The following is a 17899-nucleotide window of genomic DNA, read 5'->3' on the forward strand; positions in this document are numbered from 1 at the left end:
TACCGGAGTAGCTGTCCTCCTCCAGGGCGGAGCTACGGGCTTGGGCTTCCTCTTGCTGGTCCAGCGCGTGCCGCTTGGTACGACGATCCCTCGGTCACGCCGCTGCACGCGTCCCGAGTCCCACACAACTGCCGAACGGCTACCTCGACGTTTCTCAGATCTCGAACGGGCAGACACAATGCAGGACATGGAAAACGGTGATGACAAGGACGCGACCGCACCCTCCCCCGCCGTTCAGCACTGGACGGTGGGTTTGACATGTGTGGCGATCGTCGCGACCGGCTACCTGGTCGCCGGGCTGCTGTACGAGCGGGAGCCGGAGTTGACGACCGCACCGATCACCCCCACCACTTCGGCGCCGCCGCCGGAACCGGCCGAATATTCGTATGTCACTCCGCCGGTGACATTTCCGGTGCAGATCCCGGGTTGTGATGTCGTGGAGCCGCCACAGCCGGGGCAAGGGTTTTCGATGGTTACCTTCGAAACACCCGGATACGACAACCCGTCCTATCCGTGGTTCTCCGGGCCCAAGGCCGTCGCGATGACGCAGGCGCTGCGTGCGGCGCTGCCCGCTGGTGTCGAGATCGCCTTCGCACCGGTGGATCGGTCACTGGTATTCCAGCCGATCCTCGACGACCCCACGGAGGACAAGGGGTTCGGCGGTTGGACCGACGCGCGCGCCACGCTGCTGCGCGGCGACCGATCGGGCTCGCTGTCGGTGACCGTTCGCGAGTCCACCAGGCCGATCCCGCCGTGCGTCGCCGGCGATCTCGATGAGAGACGCCGCCTTCCCGACGGCACGATCGTCGATACCCACGACACCTGGTCCGAGACGAATGGTGTTCGCACCCTCTTCCGCTCGGCCACCGCTTACCTGCCCGACGGCTCCGTCGCCCACGCCTACGCCACCGACGACGCCGCTGACGGAAACGGCTATACCGGAACCGTCCCGCTGACCATCGACGAGCTCGTCGCGCTCGTCACCGTCCCCGGACTCCGCGTCACCGCCCCGGTTCCGCCCGGAACGCCGAACCCACCCGAGTCCTGCAATATCTGGGCGGAGTCCTCCTCCGCCATCGATCAGGCCCAGGCTCGTCGATGGGACGCGGTCCTGGCGCAGATTCCACTCGACGGCTTGACCCTCGACCCGCCGCTGGGAGCGCTGCTACCGGCAAGCACAGGCGGGGTGTGCCAGGTAGTTCGGGTGACCACACCTGGCCGTCGATCACGGTTGAGCGTGGCGATCACGACCGGGCAGCCTCTCCCGCAGGAGCTTTCGCCGAATGACGGCGCGACGTCACGTCGGCTGCCGGACGAAACGGTGGTCGAAACGCGCGAATCGCGAAGCACGGTGATGGAGCCGTCACCCCCCACGCAAACGACCCGCACGGTGACCGTCACCCGCCCGTCCGGGACCCGGATCCAGGTCACCTCCGGCGATGGTCCCGCCGAGCCGTTGCCATTCGAGTTACTCGAGGCGATCGCCTCGAATCCGGGACTGGAGGTGTCGCGATGAGAACGATTCCCGGGCTGCGCAACCTCGTGCTCGCCGCTGCGGCGGCCGTAGTCGCCACTGCCGGTGCGGTGGTGGTCCATCTACAACCCGAGGACACCACGCGCAAGATCACCGGCACCGCGGACTCCGCTCCCGGCCTCGCGTGGTCGACAAGCGCTGCCGGGTTCGGACGAGCAGGCGCGGAGTTCCGCGATCCGCGAGCGGGCACCGAATTCGATACCCACGGATCAGGATTCGTCGACGGTGGTGACACACTTGTGACGGTGCTCGGTGTGCCGGACGACATGTACCTGCGAGATCCGGTGCTGGTCGGCATCGATGCGGGCACCGGCGCGAAGCGCTGGCAGACCCCCGCCGCGGACCTGACCGGTTGCGGGTCTACCCCTGTCGATGGCCAGGTCGTATGTTTCAGCTCCGACCGAGCACTCGTCGGCTACGACCTCACCACCGGAGATGCCACCCGCACACCGACGAAGTGGTTTCCCTTCGCCATCGCGACACTCGATGATCGCGTGTACGTCGCCGAGGGCGACGTCGAATCCGACGACGTGCGCGTCCACGCCGGCACCCTCGCCGACCCGGATGCATACTGGTCTCAGGCATTCACCATGGGTACGTTGTGGGAAGACCTGCCCTTCGACGCCTTGGACGTGTCCCACGGCCAGGGTGTCTTCACCCTCGGCGCCGATATCGCCGGGTTCGACCTCGCCAGCGGGAAGCCGACCTGGACCACCACCCAGGACGGATGCTCCGATGCCGGCGCAACCAGCGGCGCATTGCTCGTGCGCGCCCGAACCGAATGCGGCGGCCACGAAATCACCGGCAGCGACCTCCTCGACCGCGCCGGCCGCACCATTGCCACCTCCGATAGCACAGTCGCCCAAACCCTTTCGATCGACCTGCCCACCGACGACACCGTCCCCGTCCTGCTCGGCGACAGCGGCTATGACCGCCGCACCGGCAGCCTCCTCTGGACCAGCTCCGACCTGATTTCCGCACCCCGGGAAACCAACGCCACGACCGGCACCGCGGCGGCGATCTTCGGCGACGTCGCGCTCCTACGAGACACTGACGCGCACACCACAACCGGCCTCGACTTACGCACCGGACACCGGCTGTGGCGGACCGACACCACCCGCTTCGGCACGATCCTGAGCTGGGACGGCCACACCGTGGTCCTCTCCGATTACACCGGACTCTGGGCAATCGACCCCCGAACCGGCGCCATCTCCTGGGACATTCCATTCCTCGCCGTGAACACCGACACCGAGGCCCTCACCGGACCCAGCCAACTCGCCGCACACGGTAAGGGCCACTACACCTGCGCCAGCGCCCGAACAATAATCGGACTCCGGCCCCTCGAACACTGACACCGAATCGCCAACTCCTCGCGGCCAGAGCCGATTCAAACGTTCCGGCGTGGGCCCGAGTCCGAGCACCAACAAGAGCACGGTGGTGACCGGCTTCTACCGCACCTGCATGGGCACCCGCACATGCTGCGCCACACCTTCGTCACAACCCTGCTCGACGCTGGTGCCGACCTGCGTGATGTTCAGATCGGCGGCTCGCCATGCCGACCCGCCGACGACCCTGCGCTACGACCGCGCTCGAACCAACCTCGACCGGCACGCCAACAACCCCGCGCCGAAGTTGGGTGAGACCAGAACATCCCGGCCGGGGTGCCGGTTTCGAGCTTCACAGCCGGAACGGGCAACCGACAATGGCACGTTCCCGGGGGTGCGCGGAGAAGTGCCACAACCGATATCGGCTGTGGCCGTTAGTATTCGAGCTCCACCAAGAAGTCGACGGTGCGGACCTGGATGTCACGGTCGGCTTTCTCGGCCTCGAAGAAGTCCAGCGGGAACGCTGATCCTCGTCCCGCACCGCGGGCAACCAGACCGCGGTTTGTCCTGGATCTGGCAGGGCGCGGATAAAAGTCCGAGGACGAGGCACGATGGAACGCATGGAACACAAGGGCGGATCCGGGAGTCGCAACGGCTTCGCGGAATTCCTGGTGGCCCGGCGGGCGGAGTTGCGGCCCGCCGACGTCGGTCTGCCCGGCGGCGGACGCAGGCGCACGCCGGGGCTGCGGCGCGAGGAAGTGGCTATTTTGGCCGGGGTGAGATGTCGGTTACACAGTCTGTGTGCGCCGAACGCCGGATGCAGTGCGAACGTCCCCTGATTGCGCCCGCAGTCCCTGCCCTTATTCGCCGCCGAAGAATCCATCAAGAAACCAACCGCGACTACCACGCCGAAGAGCGTCAGCCACACGCTGTTGCTGGTCAGGGGTCAGCGGCTGACTGCCCGGCAGGCCCTCCGCCACCCGGATTGTGCCGCGCGCAATACGCGCCTGCATGTCGTCGATCTTCTTCGCATCGCGGCGGGTGTCGTAGGTGAACGAGTACAAGTCATTCATAGGGTCGGGCTGCCTTCCTCGAATGATGAGCTGGCACCACCACAACGACCTCGACGATCCAAAAGGAATCAGGTCTACTCGCTCGGTGTCGTCGAACAGGACATGCACCGGCGACTGCGCGGCTTTCCATTTCGAATGATGGTTCCAGTCCTCGAATACCACGTGGGTAGGCGTCCACGTGAACGACTTCATGAAGCTCCTGTCATCTTGACATCAACCGCCAATCTGTCTTGGGTCAAGATCTTGGCAGGATCTGGCTGGTCACATGGTTGATGCCACGGCTGGTGAGATCGCTCGAGAGCGGTCGGTAATGGCGAGTTGAGGGCGTTCGGCCCGGCAACCGACAGCATCAGGGTGTCTCCTGAGCGTTCGTTCGCGACACGTAAGGTGTGGGCTGTCCGGAACCCTAGTGCGCCTGGTTCGCGGCTGTCGATTCCTGGAAGTCGACGAGTGCTTCTCCGTGCGCCTGCGCCCACTCCGTCAGCATCGCTATCGGCTCCTGGAGCGTCCGGCCGAGCGGTGTCAGGCTGTATTCCACCCGTGGGGGCACTTCGGCATACCGCTGTCGATCGATGAGGCCGTTGCTCTGCAGGCGGCGGAGGGTCTGGGTTAGCACCTTCCGGGAGATCCCGCCGGACAGAGCGACAAGTTCACTGTGCCGCTTGGGGCCGTCTTTGAGCGCATACAAAGTGACTACGGACCACTTGTTCGCGATGACCTCGATTGCTGTACGCGCAGGACAGTCGGACATGAACATGATTTCAGCAGGAGGGCTCACGGCCCAAAGGTTACCAAAGGGTACCTATCGGATTCCTAGCGTTGTCATCATGCAAATCACAGCCCTGATCCTGTCCGTCCTGCTCGCTGTGGCGATGCTCCACTCCGGAGTGATGAAGTTCGTCCGCCCAGCGTGGCTACGCAAATTCGCCGAAGCGGTCCACCTCACCACTGCCCAGCTCACCGTGCTCGGGAGCCTGCAGATCGCCGCGACGGCCGGTCTCATCTGGGGCATCTGGTTCCCGCCCTTCGCGATCGCCGCCGCGATCGGGCTGGTGCTCTACTTCGGCGGCGCGATCGTTGCCCACATCCGCAGCGGCGACCGGAACCTGCTGGGAGCCGGGGTCTTCCTCGCGTTCTCGATCGCGACGTCAGTCGTGCTCGTTCTCAATGTTCTCCTCGCCTGAGCCCGCGTTTCTACCTCGGCCGCTGGCTGAAGTCGCGGAGAAGTTCCCCACGAGAAGGCGACCGGGCCATGTACTCACGAATCTTTCCACGAATCAAAGGCATGGAGCTGCCGATGATGTAAGGCAACGAAGTTCACAGGCTGACTACAGTCAGCAAAAGTATCCGTAAATGCCGCGTATCGAGCGGTTTTCGGCTGCTCGCAGCCGTGAAGGCTGAGCTGGGTACCTGATCGTCGATGACCTGGTGTGGCCTGATCGTGTTGTAGATGACCCGGAAGCGGTGAACCTCCATGTCCAAGGCATCGCCGTCGGCGATCATGCCACGGAACAAGTGCTCGTATTTCAAGGTGCCGAAGAACCGCTCGATCACACCGTTTGTCTGGGATGATCGCACCCGCGTGCGGACGTGTCGCAGCAGCGGATCCGGTCCGGCGAACGCGGTCTTGAACACCTCACCGCGAAAGCGTGGGCCGTTGTCCGACACCACCGCGATCGGCGCGGGCGCCATGCCGAGCACCTCCCCGCACGGCACGAGGACCTCGGTCAGCCCACGATCGGCACGCAGGTCGTCCACGTCGAGGATCCGCTCGGCCTCGGTGACAGCGAGCCGCAGGCAGGCCAGCGCGTCGGCACTGCGGGCCGTCGGAGTCACGCTGATGGCCAGGCAGTATTTCGTCGCGTAATCGATGACCGCGCGGATCCGCCAGATGCCGCCACCGCTGGTTTCGAATTCGCTGAAATCGGTTTTGCCAGACTCGATTCCGTTGTGTCGGTGGATCGTGGAACACCTTGCGCCGCAGCATCGCCCACGACTTACGGTCCGCCCGATAGCCCTGCGCAGCAACAGTCCGCGCCGCCGCAGTGCCCGCTGCACCGTCGAAGTCGAGACCTCGTCGCCGTCGGCGCGCACCAGCACCGCGATCTTGCGATGCCCCCACGCCGGCCATTCCTCGGCGTATTTCGCTGCAATCGGTTCGAACCGGTCGACCTTCGGCGCGGGCAATGGACCATACGGTGGGTCACCGTTTCGGAGCCGGGCCAGCCGCCGTCGGTAGGTGCGCTCCGGGATGCCGGTCAATCGAGCGAACCTCGAAACCGGCAGTCGCTCTGCCGCTCTCAGGGCTTCCAGGTCAGCGAAGGGACCTGGTCCACCAGGGCGGCGCCGTGCTGCCAGACCCGCAACTGCACCGTCGCTTCGGCCAGCGCCAACTTCAGTTGCTCGTTCTCCACCCGCAACCGCCGCTGCTCTGGCGTCCCCTGCGCCCCGGCCGGGCCGCTTGACACCTCGTCCAGCGCATTGGTCCCGGCCTCCAGGAACGCCTGCTTCCACTTACCGACCGATGCCGTGCTCACCCCGCGTCGGCGAGCGGCCTCGGCGGCATCCATCTCCCCGGCCAGCACCGAAAACACCACTCGCACCTTGTCCTCGACCGGAATCTTCAACCGCCGCGATCTCGCCACAGACCGGCTCCTTCCTGGTTCGATGTGCCCGGAGCGTAAACCGAGCAACCCTGCCAGAAAGTTTGACTCGCTAGAAATCTATGCACTGTCACCTCGTCGTGCAGCAGGCCCTTCTTGACAAACTTGCTGCAACCTCACGTCGCAGATGCGGCAGTCCTATCCGATCATGCCGCCGATCGTGCGGGCTGCTCCGGGCCTTAGGAGTGCAGAGTCGGCCCTGCTTGCCGGGGTCAGCGTGGACTACTACAGCCGCCTCGAGCAAGGGCGCAATATCAACGTCTCCGACGAGGTCCTCGACGCCGTGGCCCGCGCCCTGCGCCTGGACGAGGTCGAGCGTTCCTATCTCTTCCAGATCGCCCGGGCGAATCCGCGGCGCGCCCGGCGCCGGACTCCGGCGCGAGTGCAGCGGGTCCGTCCCGGGATCCGCCGCATCCTCGAGACGCTCGACGACGTGATGCCTGCCTTCGTCTTCGGCCGCCGCATGGACATCCTCGCCACCAACCATCTCGCCCGGGCACTGATCACCGACTTCGAAGCGCTCCCGCCCCGGGACCGAAACATGTTGCGCTACACCTTCCTCGACGAGTCCGCCCGCGAGCTGTACCTCGATTGGGAAGAGGTCGCCCGGGACAACGTCGCGGTCCTGCGCCTGGATGCCGGCCGTCACCCCGACGACCCGCTGCTGGCCGAACTCGTCGGTGAACTGGCGGTCAAGAGCCCGCAATTCCGGCGCTGGTGGGCCGACCACAACGTTCGCGAACGCAGTCACGGCAGCAAGCGCTATCACCACCCCCTCGTCGGTGATCTCACTATCGACTACGAATGCGTCTCGCTAGGCGATCCCGACCAGACGCTGTGTATCTACACCGCCGAGGCAGGCTCGGCGTCGGAGACCGCACTGCGGCTGCTCGCCGCGTGGACCGGGTCGCAGACTCCGCCTATGAACCCGGGGGCCGGCGGTTCCGATGCGGAACACCCTCGTGCGCGGCGTGCTGAACGGTTGGACACTGAGGAACGCTGATATTTCGGGCTTGCGTAGTCCGGAAGACCGGAGCAACCTCAATCCCCGACCACGAACCGCTGCGCATAGACAAAGTCGACAGTCGAATACGCGATCTCACCAGCCGCCATTCTGACGACGGTCACGAATCCGCTGGCCCGGCAGGGTCATTACCGAGATGTGTCACGTGTGACAGCATCCATGCGCCGATACCATTGGCGACTTTTCGCCGGGCGAGGTGACGTTCGCCCGGATCGAAGTAGCGCCTTTTCAGCCCGAGGAGTTCGGTACTACCGGGACGGGTAGCCGCCGACCTGCCCAGCTTTCCGGCTCGGCTCCGTCCTCTATCGCGCGGTGCACCGGCCGATGCCTGCCGGAGGCGATCGAATTGCGGGGGTCGGCGTGTGCCTGCGGTACTCGGAAATGGAAGTGTAATGGTGACACGGGCCGATATCCTTTGCATATTGTGGGGAGGCTGACCATGGACGATGCTCTGCAAGTACCGCATCTGAGAGCCACGGCAGACTTGGAACTCCGCCCGTGGTCGTTGTCTGCGGCAGACCTCGAGCTTGTCAGGGAAGCCTCTGCCGACGACCTGATTCCTATAACCACGGTGTCGGCGACCTTTTCGCGCGAGGCCGCAACGCGGTTTGTCGAACGCCAGTGGCAACGAGCGACCGATAGAACCGGATACCCGATGGTGATCGTCCGGCGACGGGACAACACATCACTGGGAAGTATCGGCCTGTGGTTGAAGGACATCGACGAAGGCCGCGCATCGCTCAGCTACTGGGTGGTCCGCTCTGCGCGCGGCCATGGCGTCGCCGCGCATGCTCTGGCGGCAATGGCTACCTGGGCGCTGGAAGAGCTGCATATCCCACGGCTCCAGCTCTATGTGGAACCTTGGAACCGCGCTTCGATCCGCACTGCGGAGAGAGCCGGTTTCGAATGCGAAGGGCTCCTCAGATCGTGGCAGAAGGTCGGCAATCGACGCCGCGACATGTACATGTACGCGCGCCTGGCAACGGGAACCCTCGCCGAGGCGGATCGGGTTTGAACCGCTTAGACCTCAATGACCGGTTGCCGGCGGTCGCGGGTGATTGTGAACCGATATCACTGCTGGCACATTGTTCGATAGCCCCCGGCGGTGCCAGGGTACTCGCCTCGTGGTCGACCTCCACGGCCTCGCTTGTAAAATTAGTCGGGACTGTGCTTGATCTGCGTTTGTACGCACAGCCGGTGGATAAATCCGCTCGAAAACATCTGATGAATCGCTCACCCTCTCCATGAGAGGACCGTCCGATGGGTTTTGCAGAGATGCGCCGGTTCCGGCGTGATCCGTTGGGTTTCCTCGAGAATCTGCGCCGGACCAGCCCGGTAGAGGTGTTCCGGCTGCCGTGGGGCGGGTGGTGTGTCGGCGATACGGGTCTGGCGCTGACGGTGTTGAATGACCGCGCTTTCAATGCGGGGAAGTCCGGGTTCTTCGGTTCTATGCTGCCTTCGCGGTCTGCTCAGGTCGATTTCGGCCGCGCCGTGCGCGCGATTCTGCGGACGCATACGCCCGAGTATCGCGAGTCCCTGGCGGCGGCGGTGATCGAAATGCCCTCCGTCACCCGCTGGCCCGAAGCGGGGGTCGAGCTGGTGTATCGGTGCACCGCGGACGTGTTGCTGCACCCCGATGGTTCTCCCGAGTTGCGGCAGTTGCTGGAGCGAAATGCACGCGTGGGCCCGCTTCGCCCGGCCCGAATGGCGCAGCGGGCGCGGGCCCAGCTGCTGCGCGCCAAGCTGTCCACCGCGCTGAATGAGCAGATCCGCGACCGGCGCAGCGCCACCGGCCGCACTGCGGAAGCCGAACCACGGGATCTGCTCGATGCCGTGATCGGTGCCTGCCCCGACGGCGTCGCCGATACAACGGTGGCGCAGCTGTATGTGCTGATGTTCCGGTCCATTGTGGGACCGCTGGGCTACTCGCTCGCGTGGTCGGTGCTGCTGGGCAGTCTCCACTCTCCCGGCTCACCATGGCCTTGGCCCGTCGACTGGGTGGTACGTGAGGCCCTGCGGCACCGGCCGGTCTCCTGGATGGTCAGCCGTCCCGTCCCCTATTCCGCCGAGTTCGGGGGGATCGCCTTCCAGACCGGCGACATGCTGTCCGTCAGCCCCTATCTGCTCCATCACGACAACAAACACTGGACCAGACCAGGGGCATTCGAACCCGACCGCTGGATTCGACCGAGCGAACACGGCCCATTTGTGCCCTTCAGTTCCGGCCCCTTCACCTGCGCCGGCGCCGCGGTCGCCCACGATCTGGTCACCGATGCGGCCACCACCCTCATCGAGAACACCTCTCTGCGCGTCATCGGCGGCGGTGATACGCGCCCGATCGTGACCAATGCCGCGACCCCCAGGCCGTTCACCCTGCGGCGTGCCCCACAAGCCCTGTCCGCGCCCGACCGAGCCCCAGGAAGGAGGTGACATCATGATCAAGGCATTGCGGTTCATCATCACCAACAAGCCGACCCGTTTCTGGGACCCCGCTGAATACGGATGATTCTGCTACCGGCTGGATGGCTCGACCAACTCCAACCAGCTCTCGGTCATCGGTGGCGCCTCGGATGACATCGCGTTTCCGCCGGGGGCTTTGGAGTGGATGAAAAGTCCCGAGATCCCCAACCTGTATGGCGGGGATTCGGGGAGACCGTCGTGGTGGGACAAGATCGTCGACTACGTCGATGGCGTGGTGTGGTCCAACGCCGAAACCGACACCCACTCCGGACCGACCGGACCGGCCACGGCACGCCCGTCGGCACTCCGGACGACCCCGGAGAGCTTGTCCTGCACGTATTCGCGCAGCCGGTCGTTGGCGACAAGTTTGGCGATCTCGGGGCGCCGGGCACGACGTTCGGCATGCCACTGCGCTTTCGAGGCCCTTTAGTTCAGCCAGTACGAGCGGGTCGAGGCGTTGCGGCGCAACTCCCGCGAGATCGTCGACGGACTACGACCAAGCCAGCAAGCGAACTCACGGACTCCCTCCCACGAGCCCGCCGCAACGCGATGTCCTCCCGCTCGCCCGAAGATAGATACCGATCCGAAACAGACTGAGGCAAACGAGGATTCACGCCGCCAGCATGCCGGAACCATCGGAACCCGACCGGCGAGGACACCCCCGCCTCCGCCGCCGCGTCCTCGGTCATCACACCACGCGCGATCGCACTCGAGGGTCTAACTGCATGGTGTGCGGCATGAGATTCCAAGTACGCCAGCTCATCTGCGCTTAATGCCCGATGCGCCCGGTCGATCCTTCCGCGCGATCGACGGTGGCACGACCCGCCTCCCAAACGCCGAAACCGACTTCACTGGCGAATCGCACGTCGAACCCTGTTACGGCGGTCGTTCGCTATGTCGTGGTCGCCGCCAGTTCGATCAGGCGGGCGCGGACCAGGTCGGGGCGTTCGTCGGCGATGAAATGTCCACAGCCGGTGATGGGTTCGAAGGTGTAGTCGTCGGCGCGGGCGGTTTCGGTTGCGGCGAGGGAGGGATGGATAGCGGCATCGTCCACGCCGAAAAGTGCGTGAATGGGCACAGTGGCGCGGCGGCGCTCGGGATTGCGGGCGCTGTTCGGGATTTCGCGCAGCCAGAACGTTCGGTAGGTGTCGGTGGCGGAGCGAGCGCAGACCGGATCGCGGAAGCGGTCGGCAAAGATTCGCACCACGTCGGGGCCGACGGCGCTGTGGTCGGTGATCGCGGCGCCGATGAGCCGTTCGAGGAGGCGGGTGCGCTGTTGTAACGGCACGCCCGCAATGGCGACCAGCGGTTGGTAGACGAGAAAGCGCCAGATGTGTCGCAACACCGTTGTCGCCGGTACCCATGGATGTGCCATGTTCAGTGCGAGATAGCCGTCGAAGCGTTCGGGCTGGCGCAGCACCATCAGGTATCCGATGTAACCGCCCCAGTCGTGTCCGACGAGCAGCACGCGCTCCAGGCCCAGCGCATCGAGGAGCGCAAGCACATCGGAGGCGATGTCTTCCTTTGCCCATCGATGTGGCGGCGGGCCCGACCAGCCGTAGCCCGGTAGATCGGGCGCGATGATCCGGAGTCCCTCGGGCGGGTCGGCGAGCAGATCCCGATAGGTGTAATGGTGCTGTGGCCAGCCGTGCAGCAGCACAACCGGACGACCGTCGACCGGGCCGGCTTCGGTGACGTGGAATCGAACGCCACGGGCGGTGCTGAACGACCGGCGCACGCCGGGTATGACTGGCGGTTCGGAAACAGCAATACCGTCGGTAACGGGCATACGGTCACGATAGTTCGCCGGGCGGCTACCGAACCACCGTCTGCGGTGATCAGCGATTCGTTCCCGACAACTCCGCCCGCTACGCCGCTGGCCGCGGATAGATGATCGGCACAAGGAACTCGAGACGAACCGCTATCGGGTCAGCTCACCGCACGGTCCAGCACCTCGCCCACATGTCTGCTGTGCTGCCCCGCGGCGAGATCGCGCTCGGTCTCGGCGGCCACCCGCACAGTCACCTCGGCGAGATCCTCGCGCACAACCACCGAGATCTTGCCGGTGCCGAATGGCACTGCGAATACACCGGATTCGGCGGATGTGCCGCTCCCGCGACGGCGAGACCGACGGGCACTTCGGCGTAGAGTCCGTTACGCAGGGTGGTCACCTCGACGACGATCCCGCCGCAGGTGGAGTATCGGCTCACCGAGACCGGACATAGTCTCGCCGCGGCGATCGGCGCGCTCGCCGACTGGTCGCGAGATCACACGGACGTCATCGCCTCGGCCCGGCAACGCTGGGATGTCGAACACGGCGTCGACGAAACCGAATGACCGCGATAGTTGTCGCGGGGCGGTTGAATAGACAGAGATACCCGTCCGATAGGGAGGTTCCGATGACTGTTTCCGCCCGTGCACTGCTCGACGGTATTCAGGCGGAGCTGGGCCCGCACGACGACGACAACCGCTTGATCCCGCTGATCACGGCGGGGAAGGCGCCGCTGGCGGTCTTCGCGGCGATCGCGGCGGAGCAGCAGCGCATCATCAGCAGCGACTGGCGCAGCTTCCACGCCATGGCGGCGCGGGCGGACGAACCGCACGTCAGAGTCTTCTTCGGCGGGCTCCCATCGGGCGAGCAGCAGGCGAACGGCATGCTGGATGCGCTGGTGGCGGCGGTGGGACCCGACCAGGGCATGGAGCTGCCGAGGGCGGGCTGCCAGGCATATCCGGCCTATGTCGCCTGGTTGGCGATGCACGCCGAACCCTCCGCCGCCGCAGCGGGTATTTACTCGAATTTCACCGCATGGGGCCGCTACTGCAAGGCCGTAGCCGAGGCGATGCGCACCCACTACGACTTCGGCGACTCCGCGTGCGCGTTCTTCGACTTCTTCGCTGGCGAGGTCTCCGAGATCGAACAGCGGGCCCTCGCCGCCATCCAAGCCGGACTCGACACCGGGCGGCTGAACCCGGGCGAGGCGCATTTATACGCCAGGCTCTTCCAGAATTACGAGCTCATGTTCTGGAACACCCTCGCCGACGAGTTCTCGGCCGTAGCCTGACGCCGCTCGGTAAGCTGCTGAGTTCGTGTGATATGCAGCAGTTCCTTCCCAGGCGGCGGCCGACAGGTACCCGGACTCGGTCGTGGAAAAGAGGTTCGCTACGTGGCCGTGGTGTCGCGAACCTGCTTCGCAGTGGCAGTGCGATGGCCGTGAAGGTCAGTGCGACGCCGAAGCCCAGGGGAAGGAAAACGCTTCCGGCCCAATGGGCGATCACACCCACAAGGCCGAATTCGACGACGGCGGCGTCGGGGTTGCTGCCGCCCACCGTGACGGGGTCGAAGCCGACTTGGGCGCGGGTCGGGTATGCGTCACTATCTGTCCTCATCGCTACTTCAGGAGCGCGTCGCCGAATACTGGGCATCGGCCAGACCTGTCGGCGCCATCTGCCACAGGGTCGTGGTGCTGGCCAGAACAATGGATGGCACCGGACGCAGCGTGTTGGCAGGTCGCCGCACCACGTGTCTGCCGAAATATATGGAGCGGACGGCCTACCTGAGCACGGCGTGGAAACTGGGCCGCTACTACCGCACCTACCCGGTAACCCGGTGGGACGCAAGCCATTAGAGAGCCACACCGATGACACTGGTGGGCAGCCGATTAGGGAGCTTCTCACCGGGGCACCTGGACCCGATCCTGGCCGGGATCAAGTCCTGGCACCAGTGTTAAGTAGCCGATTATCGTGTGTCCGTCTCCCTGCTTAGGCTGCTGCCCAGGGACGAGAGGATGCAGATGGGTAGCTGGGACACCGGCCCGTTCGACAACGACTGTGCCGCCGATTGGTGCGACGAGCTCGAGCGCACCAGCCCTGACGCGCGGGCGGACATGATCCGGCAGGCGCTGGCAGCGGTAGCCGAGGAGACCGGTTACCTCGGCAGTACCCGCGCATGCGCGGCTATTGCCGCGGCCGCACTCGTGGCTTCGACAGTCCCCGGTGGGGAACCGATCACTTCGGTGTACGCACCCGACTTTCTGACTGAGGGCGGTGCGGTCGAACTCGGCAGCGATGTCGCCGAGCTTGCGGTCCTGGCCTTGGACAGGGTGCTGGATGAGCATTCGGAATGGCGTGATCTTTGGTCGGACGCCGAGGCCGACAGACAGCACCTGGCGTTCGCGAGTATTGCCAACCTTCGGAAAGTTCTCGATTCGATGGATGTTCGAGTAGATCAACCAACCTTGTGGCCGTAGCAACCAACATCCGGTATTGCCGCTGTGCGCACGGAGCGATGTGGCCACGCTGTGGTGGCCGGCGGTCGGGAGCGTGTCCGGCTCAGAACATCTGGTAGTGCCGATGGGCATGCGCCTTTACTACTGATCGGGGCGGACGCCTCGGACATGTGCGATCACGTCTGGTCGGCCCAGGCCAGCATGGCTGATCTGGCCCTTACCTCGGATCACGCCGTCTGCGGCCAGTCTCTTCAGCAGTGGGCGGGGTGCCAGTGAGTCTTCGAAACCCTCACAGAGGCTTCGCCCCGTATCCGCGTACTCGTAGCGGACCGCGTACATCCTTCCCGCGTGATGCCATTCGCAGCGAACCAGAGGTCGCGCGAGGACTACCTCGAACCACTCTGCCGCTCGGTTCGCCAGCTCGGTAGGCTCGCCTGCGGCTTCGAAGCTCGCGGTCTCTTGGATGGTGAGGTCCTGGTTATGTAGTTCGCCCCACGGACGAGGGAGCCGTCGAAGTGGGCACCCACGGTCAGGACTCCCTGGTTGCGTTGCGGTTCACCGATATCCAGATAGACGACCAGCTGGCCGTTGACGGTGTGCGCCGATGGCAGCACGACTGTGTCGAGCGGGTCCACCTGCCAGGAGTTTGCGTGTTCGGCCAGAACATCCACGAACGCGCGTTGCGTGGTGTCCAGGTCGTTCTCGTCGTACTCGAACCAGGGGATCTCATCCATGACCGCACTCTATGAGGACGCCGAGCACTTCCGCGCGGTCATGGACTGGCGACTGCGCGCATTTGCTTTCGCCGGTGATCAGCAGCGTGCTGTCGCCGCCCCTCGTGATGGTGGCGAGCGCCGACGGGACCGGCCGTCCGGCCGTCGCGCCGACTGTCGAAGAGCTGACCATCTCCGTGCGCTATCGACAGTGCGCGCCAATCCAAGACGCGAACCGGTCCCGGCAAACGAAACGATGGACGTCGCCGATGTCGGCCAGCAGCTTCGCAGCGCCCGACGGCCCGACGCCGTGCAGGTCCATCAAGGTGGAGCCGCGGTCGAGGACCAGCTGTTTATCGATTTCGACCGGGCCGATAGCGGCCGTCGCGAGCATGTTTCCCGGCCCGCTCATCGAGATTCCACCCCGTTTGCCCGATCATCGCGCTAACATTGCGCGTCGTTCACACGCAGGATGGGATGAGATGGACTTTCTGGCACTGATCTTCAGCTTCTTCGCCTACAACCCCAACCCCGGCATCTTCTGATCCCGGATGGCAGCCGCGGGCGCAAACCCGCCCGCGGCTCTGTTCGCACATCCTCTTGTCGTTTCGCATCCCCACCAGTCAACTGCTGGCGGTGCGAAGCAAGAAGCGGGTTTGCGAAGCTCAGTTGGCCGCCTCAGGCGGGGGCCAGGTTCGCGGCGCATGTGTGCGAGACGCCGAGTGGGGTCGGGACACGCCGATATTCGCAGTCCTGGTCAGCAGCAGCGGAATCCGCGGATCAGCACCGAGCACTCACACGACCGGAGGAATGCCAAGACCTGTGGATTGAGTGAGTGTCAGGCGACCCGCCAGGCCCGCCGCCGCGGGGTGGGGCGGTCTGTGTGAGTTGTGGCCCCTGACCAGCTGGTGGTCGCGCGAGCTCGTGAGCGCTGAATGCTGTTCGCTGGATCGGGTGGCGTGATCGGCGTCGGGATGCCCGCCATGTTGAAACCACGTATCGATGCGGCTGGCAAGATGGCGCAATGCTGGAGCTGCTGGGTACCGCTTCGTTCCCGTCGGGTGATCTGTTGCTGATCGACTTCGGACTGCTCAGGATGTGGTGCGGTGATCAGCCGCCGCTGTTGGGTGCGGCGATCGCGCCGCCCGAAATCGTGGCGCGGGCCAACGCTGCGGCGGACTTCGAAATCGTCGGCCCGGACGCCGATGCCGTTGCCGCACGGTTGGACCTGGCCGTAGTCAAGGGCAGGTACGCGTTCGACCTGCCGGACGGACATCCTGTTGTCGATGCGGTCGAGCGCGCTGGGCTCGACGCGACCGTCCGTCAGGTGCCGCGGATGCCGCATTATCAGCGGGTGTTGCGTCTGCTCGACGACCTGCCAGGTGGGGTCGAGGTCCCGTTCCACGGCGGTTGGGGGGTGGCGGTGCGAGGTGTACCCGCCGGTCCATTGCGGGTGCTGGGTGAACGGATGGATCCGGACGGGCCGGACCACGGCAAGTGGCAGTCGGTGTGGGTGGAATGCGCTGAGGGAACCCCGGTCGAGTCGGTCGAGTGCGGGTATGTGCTGGTCGACGAAGCGCGTCTGCTGTTTGCCGACGCCGCCGCGTTGAATAGCTGGCGCAACGACGATCCGAACGACGGTCTCTTCGATGTCGCGTTCTGGGGCCGTGATGCGAATGTCGTCGCCGACCGTATCGCGCCCGCACCGGACACCGCGGACAGCGAATTCACCTGGACCGACCTCACCTTGGACGAGTTGCAGGTGCGCTACGGGGAGCTGGAGTCGCTGCGGGCGGAAGGGTTGCGCTTCGCGATCGATCTGCGTCCGCACGACGACCACTTTCGAGTGCTTGGGCAGATGCGCAGTTCATCGACCGAGTCGGGGTCGATCGATGTCGGTGGTGCGCGGATGACCGGCTGGTTTACCAGTTGGGGTGACGGCGCGTTTCCGGTGTACCGCGATGTCGCGGCGGATGGGACGGTGCTGCGGGTGCGGGTGCAGCTCGGTGCTCCGGAGATCATTCGTGCAGCAGCGGCGTCTGGAACAGCTGTGGTTCGGTGATTTCGCGACGTTGGCGATCGTGTCCGCGCGGGTGGTGCGCGATGGTGCGCCTGTAGGACGGCTGTACCGGGAGGATACGGATCGAGAGCGGGACAGCGTGCCGCGGTGGTGCTGCGTCCGACGACGTCTATCGATGCGGCGCTGCTGCTGGCGCGAGCATCGACGCCGGAGCCGATGCGGCCGTGCGGGAACGCTGCGTTGTGTATGGTGCGGTCGTCCCTGCCGCACCGCAGCCTGACCAGCGTTCGGCGAGTGCCGCGGCATGGCAGGTGATCGCGCCGGAGATCATCATGTTCGACCACGGCAGCGAAGTTGGCCGGCAACAGGTCGAGGTGGCTCAGATCCATTGGCCACGGCTCAGATTCGCTGACACCGGACATGACTGAGCCCGAATCTGGGCTCGGTCACTTGGTGTTGACGGAGCCCACGGCACCCTCCTTGCCGTGGCAGGTGCAGTCCGTCCGCCGGTGCGCCTGAAGGCATTCGGACGTGCATGCCGATCCCCGGTTGACAGTTGGTGATCGTCGACCCGAACCTGCAAGCTGGCCCAGTAGTTCAACCTTTGCATTCATCCGGTCGAGTACTGCCGGTGGCTCAGCTTCGCGGGCCGAGGCCTCACCAAAATCTCACATCTTCGACGAGAATCGATGGGATTCAGCTGCGTGATTGTTGGCGCCGGAGGTAATGCTGGCGTTGGAACTGGAACCGCTGCTTGTGAGGGCATGCACAAGGTCCACGCCGAGCCCAGCGCCGAGGGAGTATCCCAGCAGGTTGAGATCGATCGGGATGATCTCGTTGGGCACACGGGGGACGGGTTCA

The 17899-nt window shown here is 65.1% G+C and carries 21 protein-coding genes and 3 pseudogenes; 14 read left to right on the forward strand and 10 right to left on the reverse strand.

Going from position 1 to position 17899, the window contains the following annotated elements; translation table 11 throughout:
- Window positions 1–187 precede the first annotated feature (187 nt).
- From AB0H61_RS25870 to AB0H61_RS25885, 4 genes are all read left to right on the forward strand, one after another.
- The gene (locus AB0H61_RS25870; RefSeq protein WP_357309166.1) at window positions 188–1516 is read left to right on the forward strand and encodes a hypothetical protein; all 1329 of its coding nucleotides are present in this window, start codon (window positions 188–190) and stop codon (window positions 1514–1516) included.
- Window positions 1513–2886 (forward strand): PQQ-binding-like beta-propeller repeat protein, encoded by a 1374-nt coding sequence (locus AB0H61_RS25875; protein WP_357309169.1) that lies wholly within the window; start codon window positions 1513–1515, stop codon window positions 2884–2886. Before AB0H61_RS25870 ends, AB0H61_RS25875 begins: the two co-directional genes overlap by 4 nt.
- A 105-nt stretch (window positions 2887–2991) precedes the next feature.
- Entirely contained in the window at window positions 2992–3174 is a 183-nt protein-coding gene (locus AB0H61_RS25880; protein ID WP_357309276.1) for a tyrosine-type recombinase/integrase, read from the forward strand.
- A 296-nt stretch (window positions 3175–3470) separates the two neighbouring features.
- Window positions 3471–3698, forward strand: a complete 228-nt coding sequence (locus AB0H61_RS25885; protein ID WP_357309278.1) for a hypothetical protein — start codon at window positions 3471–3473, stop codon at window positions 3696–3698.
- A 21-nt stretch (window positions 3699–3719) separates the two neighbouring features.
- Here AB0H61_RS25885 and AB0H61_RS25890 read toward each other — a convergent pair whose 3' ends face one another.
- Together AB0H61_RS25890 and AB0H61_RS25895 are read right to left on the reverse strand one after the other, a co-directional pair.
- Window positions 3720–4124: a hypothetical protein gene (locus AB0H61_RS25890; protein WP_357309172.1), complete on the reverse strand. Its 405-nt coding sequence runs from the start codon at window positions 4122–4124 to the stop codon at window positions 3720–3722.
- Between the two features lie 214 nt (window positions 4125–4338).
- Complete coding sequence (locus tag AB0H61_RS25895; protein WP_357309177.1) at window positions 4339–4683, reverse strand: helix-turn-helix domain-containing protein; 345 nt, start codon at window positions 4681–4683, stop codon at window positions 4339–4341.
- Between the two features lie 76 nt (window positions 4684–4759).
- Between AB0H61_RS25895 and AB0H61_RS25900 the strand changes: the two genes are divergently transcribed.
- A complete protein-coding gene (locus AB0H61_RS25900) occupies window positions 4760–5116 on the forward strand; it encodes a DoxX family protein (protein ID WP_357309180.1) in 357 nt (118 codons plus the stop codon).
- A 133-nt stretch (window positions 5117–5249) separates the two neighbouring features.
- Here AB0H61_RS25900 and AB0H61_RS25905 read toward each other — a convergent pair whose 3' ends face one another.
- Both AB0H61_RS25905 and AB0H61_RS25910 read right to left on the reverse strand, forming a co-directional pair.
- Entirely contained in the window at window positions 5250–6194 is a 945-nt protein-coding gene (locus tag AB0H61_RS25905; protein WP_357309183.1) for an integrase core domain-containing protein, read from the reverse strand.
- Window positions 6195–6232: 38 nt separating this feature from the next.
- Window positions 6233–6577, reverse strand: a complete 345-nt coding sequence (locus AB0H61_RS25910) for a transposase (RefSeq protein ID WP_357309187.1) — start codon at window positions 6575–6577, stop codon at window positions 6233–6235.
- A 145-nt stretch (window positions 6578–6722) separates the two neighbouring features.
- Here AB0H61_RS25910 and AB0H61_RS25915 point away from each other — a divergent pair, with 145 nt between their 5' ends.
- From AB0H61_RS25915 to AB0H61_RS25925, 3 genes are all read left to right on the forward strand, one after another.
- Window positions 6723–7598 carry a helix-turn-helix transcriptional regulator gene (locus AB0H61_RS25915; RefSeq protein ID WP_357309190.1) on the forward strand — a complete coding sequence of 292 codons (876 nt, stop codon included), beginning with the start codon at window positions 6723–6725 and terminating at the stop codon, window positions 7596–7598.
- A 460-nt stretch (window positions 7599–8058) separates the two neighbouring features.
- Window positions 8059–8634 (forward strand): GNAT family N-acetyltransferase, encoded by a 576-nt coding sequence (locus tag AB0H61_RS25920; protein WP_357309193.1) that lies wholly within the window; start codon window positions 8059–8061, stop codon window positions 8632–8634.
- A 245-nt stretch (window positions 8635–8879) separates the two neighbouring features.
- Complete coding sequence (locus AB0H61_RS25925; protein WP_357309196.1) at window positions 8880–10049, forward strand: cytochrome P450; 1170 nt, start codon at window positions 8880–8882, stop codon at window positions 10047–10049.
- 306 nt (window positions 10050–10355) lie between these two features.
- Here AB0H61_RS25925 and AB0H61_RS25930 read toward each other — a convergent pair.
- The 3 genes and pseudogenes from AB0H61_RS25930 to AB0H61_RS25940 all read right to left on the reverse strand — a co-directional run.
- Window positions 10356–10768 (reverse strand): annotated as a pseudogene (locus tag AB0H61_RS25930) (helix-turn-helix domain-containing protein); the annotation flags it as partial.
- Window positions 10769–10971: 203 nt separating this feature from the next.
- Window positions 10972–11868, reverse strand: coding sequence for an alpha/beta hydrolase (locus tag AB0H61_RS25935; RefSeq protein ID WP_357309199.1), 897 nt, complete (start codon window positions 11866–11868; stop codon window positions 10972–10974).
- A 140-nt stretch (window positions 11869–12008) separates the two neighbouring features.
- On the reverse strand, window positions 12009–12158 hold the full coding sequence (locus AB0H61_RS25940) for a hypothetical protein (RefSeq protein ID WP_357309202.1): 150 nt from the start codon (window positions 12156–12158) through the stop codon (window positions 12009–12011).
- 84 nt (window positions 12159–12242) lie between these two features.
- Here AB0H61_RS25940 and AB0H61_RS25945 point away from each other — a divergent pair, with 84 nt between their 5' ends.
- From AB0H61_RS25945 to AB0H61_RS25960, 4 genes and pseudogenes are all read left to right on the forward strand, one after another.
- Complete coding sequence (locus AB0H61_RS25945; protein WP_357309205.1) at window positions 12243–12416, forward strand: winged helix-turn-helix transcriptional regulator; 174 nt, start codon at window positions 12243–12245, stop codon at window positions 12414–12416.
- Window positions 12417–12478: 62 nt separating this feature from the next.
- Window positions 12479–13141: a hypothetical protein gene (locus AB0H61_RS25950; protein ID WP_357309208.1), complete on the forward strand. Its 663-nt coding sequence runs from the start codon at window positions 12479–12481 to the stop codon at window positions 13139–13141.
- 300 nt (window positions 13142–13441) lie between these two features.
- Window positions 13442–13705 (forward strand): annotated as a pseudogene (locus AB0H61_RS25955) (type 1 glutamine amidotransferase domain-containing protein); the annotation flags it as partial.
- Between the two features lie 165 nt (window positions 13706–13870).
- Entirely contained in the window at window positions 13871–14326 is a 456-nt protein-coding gene (locus AB0H61_RS25960) for a DUF4259 domain-containing protein (protein ID WP_357309211.1), read from the forward strand.
- A gap of 365 nt (window positions 14327–14691) precedes the next feature.
- On the opposite strand, the gene AB0H61_RS25965 is transcribed toward AB0H61_RS25960, so the two are convergent.
- Together AB0H61_RS25965 and AB0H61_RS25970 are read right to left on the reverse strand one after the other, a co-directional pair.
- Complete coding sequence (locus AB0H61_RS25965) at window positions 14692–15039, reverse strand: hypothetical protein (protein WP_357309213.1); 348 nt, start codon at window positions 15037–15039, stop codon at window positions 14692–14694.
- Between the two features lie 181 nt (window positions 15040–15220).
- Entirely contained in the window at window positions 15221–15430 is a 210-nt protein-coding gene (locus tag AB0H61_RS25970; RefSeq protein ID WP_357309215.1) for a transposase, read from the reverse strand.
- 612 nt (window positions 15431–16042) lie between these two features.
- Between AB0H61_RS25970 and AB0H61_RS25975 the strand changes: the two genes are divergently transcribed.
- The gene (locus AB0H61_RS25975) at window positions 16043–17080 is read left to right on the forward strand and encodes a hypothetical protein (RefSeq protein ID WP_357309218.1); all 1038 of its coding nucleotides are present in this window, start codon (window positions 16043–16045) and stop codon (window positions 17078–17080) included.
- Window positions 17081–17179: 99 nt separating this feature from the next.
- Window positions 17180–17385: pseudogene (locus tag AB0H61_RS25980) on the forward strand (integrase); the annotation flags it as partial.
- Between the two features lie 321 nt (window positions 17386–17706).
- Here the strand turns inward: AB0H61_RS25980 and AB0H61_RS25985 are convergent.
- Window positions 17707–17883, reverse strand: coding sequence for a hypothetical protein (locus AB0H61_RS25985; protein WP_357309221.1), 177 nt, complete (start codon window positions 17881–17883; stop codon window positions 17707–17709).
- Between the last annotated feature and the right edge of the window lie 16 nt (window positions 17884–17899).

The organism is Nocardia sp. NPDC050710, from assembly GCF_040654375.1.
Taxonomy (GTDB): domain Bacteria; phylum Actinomycetota; class Actinomycetes; order Mycobacteriales; family Mycobacteriaceae; genus Nocardia.

Excerpts from the sequence above, each read along its gene's own strand:
- AB0H61_RS25870 (WP_357309166.1), top strand. The coding sequence starts at position 188 with ATGGAAAACGGTGATGACAAGGACGCGACCGCACCCTCCCCCGCCGTT.
- AB0H61_RS25875 (WP_357309169.1), top strand. The coding sequence starts at position 1,513 with ATGAGAACGATTCCCGGGCTGCGCAACCTCGTGCTCGCCGCTGCGGCG.
- AB0H61_RS25885 (WP_357309278.1), top strand. The coding sequence starts at position 3,471 with ATGGAACGCATGGAACACAAGGGCGGATCCGGGAGTCGCAACGGCTTC.
- AB0H61_RS25890 (WP_357309172.1), bottom strand. The coding sequence starts at position 4,124 with ATGAAGTCGTTCACGTGGACGCCTACCCACGTGGTATTCGAGGACTGG.
- AB0H61_RS25895 (WP_357309177.1), bottom strand. The coding sequence starts at position 4,683 with ATGTCCGACTGTCCTGCGCGTACAGCAATCGAGGTCATCGCGAACAAG.
- AB0H61_RS25900 (WP_357309180.1), top strand. The coding sequence starts at position 4,760 with ATGCAAATCACAGCCCTGATCCTGTCCGTCCTGCTCGCTGTGGCGATG.
- AB0H61_RS25915 (WP_357309190.1), top strand. The coding sequence starts at position 6,723 with ATGCGGCAGTCCTATCCGATCATGCCGCCGATCGTGCGGGCTGCTCCG.
- AB0H61_RS25920 (WP_357309193.1), top strand. The coding sequence starts at position 8,059 with ATGGACGATGCTCTGCAAGTACCGCATCTGAGAGCCACGGCAGACTTG.
- AB0H61_RS25925 (WP_357309196.1), top strand. The coding sequence starts at position 8,880 with ATGGGTTTTGCAGAGATGCGCCGGTTCCGGCGTGATCCGTTGGGTTTC.
- AB0H61_RS25935 (WP_357309199.1), bottom strand. The coding sequence starts at position 11,868 with ATGCCCGTTACCGACGGTATTGCTGTTTCCGAACCGCCAGTCATACCC.
- AB0H61_RS25950 (WP_357309208.1), top strand. The coding sequence starts at position 12,479 with ATGACTGTTTCCGCCCGTGCACTGCTCGACGGTATTCAGGCGGAGCTG.
- AB0H61_RS25960 (WP_357309211.1), top strand. The coding sequence starts at position 13,871 with ATGGGTAGCTGGGACACCGGCCCGTTCGACAACGACTGTGCCGCCGAT.
- AB0H61_RS25965 (WP_357309213.1), bottom strand. The coding sequence starts at position 15,039 with ATGGATGAGATCCCCTGGTTCGAGTACGACGAGAACGACCTGGACACC.
- AB0H61_RS25970 (WP_357309215.1), bottom strand. The coding sequence starts at position 15,430 with ATGAGCGGGCCGGGAAACATGCTCGCGACGGCCGCTATCGGCCCGGTC.
- AB0H61_RS25975 (WP_357309218.1), top strand. The coding sequence starts at position 16,043 with ATGCTGGAGCTGCTGGGTACCGCTTCGTTCCCGTCGGGTGATCTGTTG.